8 protein-coding genes are annotated in these 8,481 nt (G+C 69.0%); 3 read left to right on the top strand and 5 right to left on the bottom strand.

The genetic code is table 11. The features are described 5' to 3' along the window. Positions 1-77 precede the first annotated feature (77 nt). Positions 78-563 (top strand): 2'-5' RNA ligase family protein, encoded by a 486-nt coding sequence (locus MZC64_RS47420; protein ID WP_247766265.1) that lies wholly within the window; start codon positions 78-80, stop codon positions 561-563. Between the two features lie 89 nt (positions 564-652). Here MZC64_RS47420 and MZC64_RS47415 read toward each other — a convergent pair whose 3' ends face one another. Together MZC64_RS47415 and MZC64_RS47410 are read right to left on the bottom strand one after the other, a co-directional pair. Further along, complete coding sequence (locus MZC64_RS47415) at positions 653-1,615, bottom strand: hypothetical protein (RefSeq protein WP_247766264.1); 963 nt, start codon at positions 1,613-1,615, stop codon at positions 653-655. Between the two features lie 55 nt (positions 1,616-1,670). Further along, positions 1,671-2,117 carry a hypothetical protein gene (locus MZC64_RS47410; protein WP_247766263.1) on the bottom strand — a complete coding sequence of 149 codons (447 nt, stop codon included), beginning with the start codon at positions 2,115-2,117 and terminating at the stop codon, positions 1,671-1,673. A gap of 220 nt (positions 2,118-2,337) precedes the next feature. Between MZC64_RS47410 and MZC64_RS47405 the strand changes: the two genes are divergently transcribed. After that, positions 2,338-3,321: a hypothetical protein gene (locus tag MZC64_RS47405; RefSeq protein WP_247766262.1), complete on the top strand. Its 984-nt coding sequence runs from the start codon at positions 2,338-2,340 to the stop codon at positions 3,319-3,321. A 204-nt stretch (positions 3,322-3,525) separates the two neighbouring features. On the opposite strand, the gene MZC64_RS47400 is transcribed toward MZC64_RS47405, so the two are convergent. Beyond that, entirely contained in the window at positions 3,526-3,957 is a 432-nt protein-coding gene (locus tag MZC64_RS47400; RefSeq protein ID WP_247766261.1) for a hypothetical protein, read from the bottom strand. Positions 3,958-4,315: 358 nt separating this feature from the next. Here MZC64_RS47400 and MZC64_RS47395 point away from each other — a divergent pair, with 358 nt between their 5' ends. After that, the gene (locus MZC64_RS47395; RefSeq protein WP_247766260.1) at positions 4,316-4,723 is read left to right on the top strand and encodes a hypothetical protein; all 408 of its coding nucleotides are present in this window, start codon (positions 4,316-4,318) and stop codon (positions 4,721-4,723) included. Positions 4,724-4,877: 154 nt separating this feature from the next. Here the strand turns inward: MZC64_RS47395 and MZC64_RS47390 are convergent, their stop codons facing one another. Together MZC64_RS47390 and MZC64_RS47385 are read right to left on the bottom strand one after the other, a co-directional pair. Continuing rightward, the gene (locus tag MZC64_RS47390; protein WP_247766259.1) at positions 4,878-5,678 is read right to left on the bottom strand and encodes a hypothetical protein; all 801 of its coding nucleotides are present in this window, start codon (positions 5,676-5,678) and stop codon (positions 4,878-4,880) included. Between the two features lie 1,093 nt (positions 5,679-6,771). Beyond that, positions 6,772-7,713 (bottom strand): hypothetical protein, encoded by a 942-nt coding sequence (locus tag MZC64_RS47385; RefSeq protein WP_247766258.1) that lies wholly within the window; start codon positions 7,711-7,713, stop codon positions 6,772-6,774. Between the last annotated feature and the right edge of the window lie 768 nt (positions 7,714-8,481).

Raw genomic sequence — 8,481 nt, 5'->3', positions numbered from 1 at the left:
ACCGAGCCACCGGCCAGCCCGTGACCAGATCCCTGACCGCCTACGACCACTGACCGAGTTAGGACTTACTCATCTAGTTGCCGCCCACCCCGGCTCTCACGCCACTGGTGTGCGCCCACGGCCCGATCCTGGCCACAGAGGCCGCGCTGTTCTGCGTGCCCCTGAACTGGTTGCACACCACCCTGTTCACAATCGGTATCCCCGCCGGTGACCTCGACATCGAGACCCGGACGCGGCTGATCGAGACGCTCCGGCAGTGCCTGGCCGAGCAGGATGCCTTCCCGCTCCCTGCCGTTCCTGCCCTGGCCACCGCCTCGCCCGTGGTGCTCGACTGCTTCCCGGATGAGCGCTGGCTGCGCCTGCGCGCGGCCGCTGCGGACGCGGTCACCGCCGTGCTCGGCGAGAACGGGGCGGGCTTCGCCGTCGACGATCGTCCCCACATCACCCTGGCCTGTGGCGTCGGCACCGCCGATGCCGGCGCGGTGCAGAGCCGCCTGCGCCTCGCCATCGGTGCCCGAGTCGAGCTGCTCCTCGACCAGCTCTGCCTGGTCGAGGTCGCCTAATTCTCACTGCGGGGGGTTGCCGGTGGACCACGCTGGCCACCCTGCCCCTGCGAGCAGCCCGCCGCTGACCAGCGCACGGAATGCGCTGGCTACCAGCTGTCGGCGCCCAGCCTGGCGTAGATGTCGGAGGGCGCGCCCCAGGTGCTGGTGACCGCGAGGGTGGCGGTGGTGTAGCTGTCGCCGAAGGCGCGCAGGGTCACTGTCGTCGGCAGCGGGATGTCATGGGAGCGGGCGCGCAGGGCAGCCGACACCGCCACCGAGGGCACCATCGTCCAGGGCACCCTCCCCGTTTCGGTTCCGGGGCAGGTGATCTCCATGCGCAGGCCGGACCAGCGGTGCAGCAGGCACCGATCCGGCCACACCACCGCCGCGGTGCGCCGGATGGCGGGCGGGGTGGCCAGCTCGCGCTGAATCCATTCCTCGGCCTCGGCAGTGCTGAGGCCGGGGTCGGCCAGGCGGAGCAGGATTTCGCAGGTGTCCCAGACCCGGGTGATCACAGCGGATCGGCGGGCAGAGACGGCGGTGAGGGTGCCTGGGTCCAGGGCCACCAGCGTGCTGGGTTCGGACCAGAACACGGTGGGCGCTTCTACCGGCAGCCGCAGCACCAGCGCCAGCGGTGGCTGATCGTCCTGCTCCAGCCACAGCACACTGTCCCGGGCGGCGCCGTCGTGTTCCAGCGGCCGCGGCCATCTCCACGTCCCGGGCCCCGGCATCAGCTCGTCCAGCACTGCCTGGCGCCCGATCGGACAGTGGGCGGCGAAGGTGACCGAAACGCCGGCGACCAGCAGTTCGGCGTGTACCTGGCCGACTTCGCGGGCGGGGAGGCACCGCAGGTTGCCAGCAGCCACCGCCCGGCTAGTGCGCCGGACGGACGGGCCGGAGCGGGCGAGCAGTCCGACAGCCACTTCTTCGGCGTAGGGGCCGTCCTCCCAGGACACTCGGATCGCCTGGCCGTCCAGGCGGTAGGCGAGCCGCCGGGCTCCCCCCATCATGCCCAGGTCACTCAGGGCCAGGGCGAGGTACCCGGCCACTCGCTGCTGGTTGCTGTCCACAATCAGTCACCCTAGGCCCGGTGGCCGTGCGTGTGGGTTCGCCAGCGCGGCCAGTTCACCCTGGCTGAGGGCCCAGCACGGCGCGGACCCGGTCGGGGCCGGCGTCGGCGAGCAGGTCCAGCAGCGCCACGGTCAGTTCCTGCGTGGCTGTCCAGGTCCGCAGCACGGGCCCGAGCACGGTGTGGATGGCAGTCTCCAGTGTGCCGTGCTGGGCGTGTTCGCGGAGCTGGGCCACCGTGTCCTGGACGGGTCCGCGCCGAAGGGGGTGGCGCATCGGGGTGTCCAGATGGTTGGCCACCCTGGCGGCCTGCCAGCACACACTGATCACGCCTGTGGCCCCGAAATCGTTGTGTAGCACAGCGATCCGCCCGGCCGCAGCCTCCCTGCGGCCATCGAGCCAGTCACCCACGATGTCGGCGAACACCGCGGTGACGGTCGCAGTCGCCGCGTCAGCGGCGGCACCGGTCAGCGGCGGGATGTGATTGTGCAGCGGCGAAAGCATGATCAAACAGGGTAGAGCAAGCGTGCACCGGGTTCGCCCACGGTGTCCACCTCGTGCAATCGGACGGGCGGCACCATGGATAAGCCGGACCCGGACAGGTGGACGGGGGTTTCGGGCGTGGGTGGGAGACTGGCGCCGGTGACCCACCGTCACTGCTTGGGTTTCCGCCGTCAGCAGGACCGCCCTGGTGGCCGGCCTCAACCACAAAAAAGGGGAGATCGTGAACAAGCACCCGGCAAGCGGGATCGACGCGGACATCCTCCGGCAGTACATGCCGCCGGAGATCCTGCAGCGCACCGGGCTGATGAGATCCTGGTCGATGCGCATGGTGCTGGCCATGATGGGGCGCCAGCCCGCTGCACTGGCCGACTACGCCACCCGGATCGCGCGCTTCGACGACAATCAGGTCTGGGCCGCCAGCCCCCATGCCGCTTCCCGTCCGGGCACCCGCTTCGCCTTCGCAGTGGACCAGGTCCTCAACCAGATCAGCATGTCGATCAGCGTCGCCGAGCGCACCGGCACCACCTCGGCGACCACCGAGGGCTCGTTGACCAACGCAGCCATGATCGGGGGCGCCCGGCAGCTGATCACCGAGCTGGTGGCCATTGAGCACCAGCAGGAGGCGCTGGACGCCGCGGACCGGCTGCCCGCCGCGGCCCGCTTCGGCACCCTGCCCCTGGATTCCCACCGTGCGCAGCTCGGCGAGCTGTACCTGGTTACTGCGATCGCGGCCTGGATCTGTGAGCGGCCGGAGATCATGCCCGTCCGCCACAAGGCCCGGCGGGTGCTGCTGTCCGACATCCGCCGGGCGGAGGCCACCGCCTGGGGCGTTCCCGAAGCCGAACGGATCGATGTCACCGAGCAGGCCGCCCTGGCCCTGCTGGATGCGCTCCTGGCCAACGACAGCACCCTGAACGCCGTGCTGGGGATCCCTGCCGGACAGTCCTCCATCCCCCGCGATCGCAGCCAGCGCACGCTGATGCACGCCGGCGTCGTCGAGGCGGCGAAAGCCCACCTGATCGAGTACCCGGTGCGCAGCCGCGACAGCGACGTTGCGCTGCTGAATGTCATCGCCGAGGTCCTCGACCTCGAACGGGCCGCCGGGCCGGGGGCGGGCATGACCCCGACCGAGCAGCGCCGGGCCGCGAAACTCGCCGCCCGCGAGCAGCGGCGCGGCGGGACGGGCAAGCGCGGCCGCAGGTAGCGGCCGCGCAGATGCCACCAAGGTAAAACGCGGGGAGCGGCGAGGCTGGTCAGGGCTGCCAGCGCAGTGTCTCCAGCTCGTCTTCGACCAGGTCCACCTCGTAGGACTGCCGACCATGTTCGCCGCGCAGTCGGTGCAGCGTGGCGGCCAGGTCCTGGCGGCTCTACCCGATCTGCACCACCTGCGCGGTGTTCTCCGCCCAGCTCAGGCCGCCGCCGTCGAGGGGAAGGTATCGACGTCGAGAACGTCCACCTCGGCGACCGGCACCAGCTGCGGACGCACCAGCTGCCCGGCCAGGGGGGCGCGGGTCAGCGCCGAACCCAGTGTCTCGGAGGCGAAATCGGCCTCGGCGTAGGCGTAGCTGACGTGCAGCCGGAACGGCACAGCGGGCTCCGGTGCGGTGCCACCGCCGAGGACTTCCCTGCGGGCACGGGCACGGCGAGCGGCCGCAGCCAGGGCGGCCGGCCACAGGTCCGGATCGACGTAGACCTCCACCGCACACGTGGCCAGCAACGCCGGGCCGCACCGGACGGTGAACGCCTCCAGCCCGGCCACCTCCAGCATTGGCACAGTGGCCAGGTCCTGCCGCTGCCCGGCGGTCACCGTGCTGAAGACCTGATCCAGCCAGGCCAGCATGATGTGCCGGTACTGGGGTGTGACCGCGGGCAGCGCCTGGTCACGGGTCAGGTTCGTGCCATGCTCGCCGCGCTCTCACCAGGTGTCAATGCACTTCAGATAGGCCTGCTGCACTCTGGCCAGCCCCGGTGTGACCACGTCGCTGTGCGGCCGTGCCCCGCGCGGTGACCAGGCGCGGTCCTGAAAGTTGCGCACGATCCTGCCCTCTCTTCTCCCCCGGACGGCGGACTTGTCCGGGCTGGTCGCACGCTAGCCTCGGGCCCGCTCCGGTGAGCAGCCGACTTCGGCGGGATCACCAACTCGGGCGAGTAGCCGTAGAATGCCCCGGCTTCTCGCTGGGGTCAGGTTGGATACGACGGTGGAGCCTTCCCTCAATACCCCGATCGAGCTAATCACGTACGGGCGGCGACGGCCCGGCGGTGCCCCGGACGCCGAACAGCACGTCATCGCCGACAATGTACGCGGGCCAGGCAGTGCGGCCATTCACCACCTGACCGGCCTGGACTCGCACTGCCAGGAGACCGTGCTGGCTTGGCCTGGGGCGGCGTTGGCAGTGGAGCTGATCGTAGAGGTGGCACGTGCCCTGCCCGCCACCGGACTGCGGCGGGTAGCAGTGCGTTGCTCAGCCGGGACACACCGCTCGCCTGCGCTCGCGGAACGGGCAGCCAGCATGCTCCGGCAGATGGGGTACCTAGTGCGGGTCCGGCACCTGCACGTGCACTTGCCCGCGTTGCTGCCCCTGGGCACCACGACACTGGACCCGTGAATGCCTGTGTCCTTCTGTTGCGGGGCCACGGGTTGAGAGCCCAGCGAGGAGGTTCTCACTGGGCTGCAGCGCCCACTGTTCGATAAGCGCGGCGTCTTGATGCCGGTCGTGCCTCCACTTGGAACGGGTGCACCGTAGCGCCGCCGGCCTGGTACTACAGCGTGACCAGGATCGGGTAGTTGTCGCTGGCGGTGGGCAATTCCGGGTCGAAGCTCAGGTCGTTGAGGACCCGATAGCTTCGCACGGCCATAGAGGGAGTGCGCCAGGCTTGGCTCAGCCGCCGCAAGGGATCGCTCGGATCGTAGTAGCCCGCCGTAGGCTGGCGCTGCGGGTCGAACTCCGCGCCGACATCCAGCAGGCCAGCGGAGGCCAGTGCCTCCAGAGGCGTCCGGTCCACTGTGGATTGGCCGGGCAAAATCTGATTTCCCCGCTTGTTCAGCGGCACCTTGTTAATGTCGGGTTCGGGATCTCCTGGCGGTGTGCAGTTGGCGTTCATCAGAATCAGCACCTGACGGTTCAGGGCAATGGCGTTGCGCAGTGCCGAAATCTCCATGTGCCGGGTGATGGGGTCGAACGGGTGCAGGTGTGCGGTGATGATGTCTACTGGGCCCAGCTTCGGTATCCGGTAGGTCATACGCATGTATCCGTGCCACAGCGCTTCCTCCTGCGGTTGCGACTCCTCACTGATCAGGATGCTGCTGTCACGCGTCCACACCGCCATGTCGCCCCCGGTTTTCGCGCCGTGCAGAGTGATCTCGTCCCAGGTCCCGAATAGTCTGTGGGTCTCCTCGAGCTCCTGGCCCTGGCTTGTCATCCACCTCCAGCACTCGGTGGTGACCAGGATGTCCGGGGCGTGGCGGGCGATCACCGCCGCCTGCTGCTCCCGACGTGTCCGGCCGTCGGCCAGCAGAACACGAGGTGATGCGTAGAGATTCCAGAACATCACAGTGACCATGCCCTACACCATCGTCACTGCAAGGAAGTCCCTGTAGTCCCGTTGTTGTCAGGTGCCGCAGGCCAGAGGTCCTGTTTTCTAGACGCCGCCACCGAAACGCTCGGCTGGCACCGCCGGCTCGGTCGCCAGCTGCCAACAAGCGCATGGCCGGCCCTGTCGTGTGAACGGCCCATGGTCCTCTCCCGTCGAACTTCTTGCGCCTGTCCCGCCTCGCCACCGAGATCTGAACAGCCGAGATCGGCGGTGCTCCGCTGGGCAGGGTGTTCTGGTCGTTGGGCAGCCTTGGGCGCGAAGCTGGTGCAGGTCGAAGGGGGCCTCGGTGGCTTGCTGCACGGCGAATGCCTTGGCTATCACCAGGGTGTAGCTGTTCCCGGACTTCACTCCGACCATTCCGGGACGGTCTGGGATCGAGGCTCTGACACAGTCGGCAAGCCCCGCCAGCGGCTAGGCGCGGCCGTGGGCGAAGTCCGGGCACAGCCTCCACATCAGCAGGATGTCTGTCTTCGTAGGGCTGGGGTGAGCTTGGGTCGCGTCGACGGCTTCGATGCTGGTGTAGCCCTTGACTTTCTCCGGCAGTCCGCAGGCGGCAGCGACCCTGCCGAGCTTGTCGAAGCGGTCTTGCAGCGGGGTCGGCACTGGGATTTCGGCGCCAGCGGTGGTGGTGTTGTTGTCCTTGACATCGTGGGAAAACCACGACAGCGCCCGTTTGATGCGCTCCTCGCGTGTGTTCGGCCCGGTGCTCCAGATGGCCGTGGCCGCTTATTCCAGGTCGCCGGCGCGTACCCGTCCTTGCACCTGGGCAGCTCAGTTTGATGGATTTGCTGAGCCGAACTCTGCGACACCCTTGGCCCAACGCGGCCGGGTGGCTCCGACCACCGGTGTTCTGCTGGCTGAGGCCGATGCCTGCAATGGCAGGTTCGGCAAGGTGCTGCAAGCGAAGAGGTGATGGCCTCGATCTACTTCAGCACGACCGTTAGTGACCGGATTCCGTTGCGCCGAAAGGGCTTCCGGCGGCCACCCCCGGTTCGCACGCATCCTCAGGGACGTCCTGGATCGGTTGGGGGTTGTCAGTCTCTGATGGCTGTCTGGGTGGCTAGGGAGTGACGGTGCCGGTTGGATCGTGCTCGTGCAGCGCTGCGGCGACCTGGCGTGCCGATGCCCGTTCAGCGGCCGGACACATCGAACGCATCGAACGCCGCAGGAGAGGGTGGAGTTCTACTGTGTCGCACCGATCCCAGGTGAGCAGGCTGCCCCGGCTCAGGCAGGACATGCCGTCCAGGGCCATGGTGGCATCGACCGGGCGCCGCACCGAGTTGGTGAGATAGCCGGTGACCAGCGGGGAGGTGAACAGGCTGGCCGGGATGGGTTCGCCGGGCTGGCCAAGGAAGCTGGCCAGGCGTAGCAAGGGGCTAGCCAGCCCTATCGGGCGCATCGCATCGGCCAGCGCGATCCACTGAGCCCATTCGTCCTGCCCCGGCCCTGTGGCGGGCACGTCCGGGTCGTGCTGGGTGGTCAGCATGGCGGTGTATTCGGCGCAGGTGATGCTGTGCTCGGCGATCTCGGTCACCGCGGTGGCCAGGGCGCGCGGGAGGTGCCCGAGGGCTTCGGCCAGTTCGGTGGCTCCGGTGAGTCGGTGTGGTGTGTGGGTCAGGGCGCGGATCAGGTAGGCGCGTGACTCCGGGGCGTTCCACGGGGGCAACTCGACCCGGCGCCCGCGGAGTGAGCCGTCCCGGCGGCGCGTGGTGATCAGGGTGGCGCCGGTGGGACTGGCTGGGGGCCACAGCTCGTGGAGATCGCCGGGTTGTTCCAGCCCGTCGAGCACGATCAGCCAGCGGATCAGGGTCTGTTCCAGCCAGGTCCGAAATCCGAATTCGGGAGGGCCCCGGTGGTCCAGTTCGATGCCGGGGATGGCCTGCACAGCCTCGCTGAAGGCCCGCTTGATCGCCTTCCTCGAGCCCGCGTCGACCCACAGGCACAGATCCAGCGTTGCTTGCCGCCACCACTGGTGCGCCAGCGCTGCGGCCAGTTGGGTCATCCCTGTCCCTCCTATCCCGGTGATCCGGACCGCCGAGCCGGTCAGGGCCAGGGTGGCGACCGCCTCAGCCTGGGTGGGGCGGGCACGGTAGCCAGGACAAGGTGCCGGGAGTGTCCCGAGCAGTAGCGGCCAGGATGCCGGTCCCAGGAGGGTGGTTGCGTCGAGGTGGAGTACCCGGGCCAGGACACCGACGTCCACGGCAGTGAGTAGCTGTGACCGGCCGGTGGCCACGCGCCGGCGAGCACGATCTCGGTCAGCGCCGGCGCGCCCGCGGTAGCGCACAGCGCTGCCAGGTCAGTCCAGGAGCGCCTGGTGGCCGCGTGTGCCTGCCGCAGGGCCTCTGCCTGTACTCGGTATCGCGGCGGGCTCGGCCAGGTGTTCACCGCAGAGCCTCCAACGGAAGCATCGAGTGCCGTCCTCGCCCACCGGCATCGCGGGCGACCATCGGCCTCTATGGGGCGGGGAAGGGGGCGGGCCACCGAAGGCTACCTGCCGCACTGTCGCAACCGTCTCGGCAATCGTGATCTGCCGTCCGTGGCTGGCCGGCGTCAGCTGTCGCGCGCGACCGCACTGACAGCTGAGTCAGTGCTGTGCGACAGCCGCGGTCATGCGGGTGCCAGGCAGGCCGTCAGCAGTGGGCGCGTCGGCCCCCTCCTAGCCTGGCTCCGCTGCACCTGCCTGCTCGTGCAGGGCTAGTGTCCTGCGCCTGAAATCCGCTGGCAATATCGTGCGAGTGAGTCGATGATCTCTTCGGCGGTCTTCTGCCAC

Source organism: Crossiella sp. S99.2, from assembly GCF_023094165.1.
Lineage (GTDB): Bacteria > Actinomycetota > Actinomycetes > Mycobacteriales > Pseudonocardiaceae > Crossiella.
Note: the sequence above shows the minus strand (reverse complement) of the source record. Positions and strands in the feature narration are given on the sequence as shown.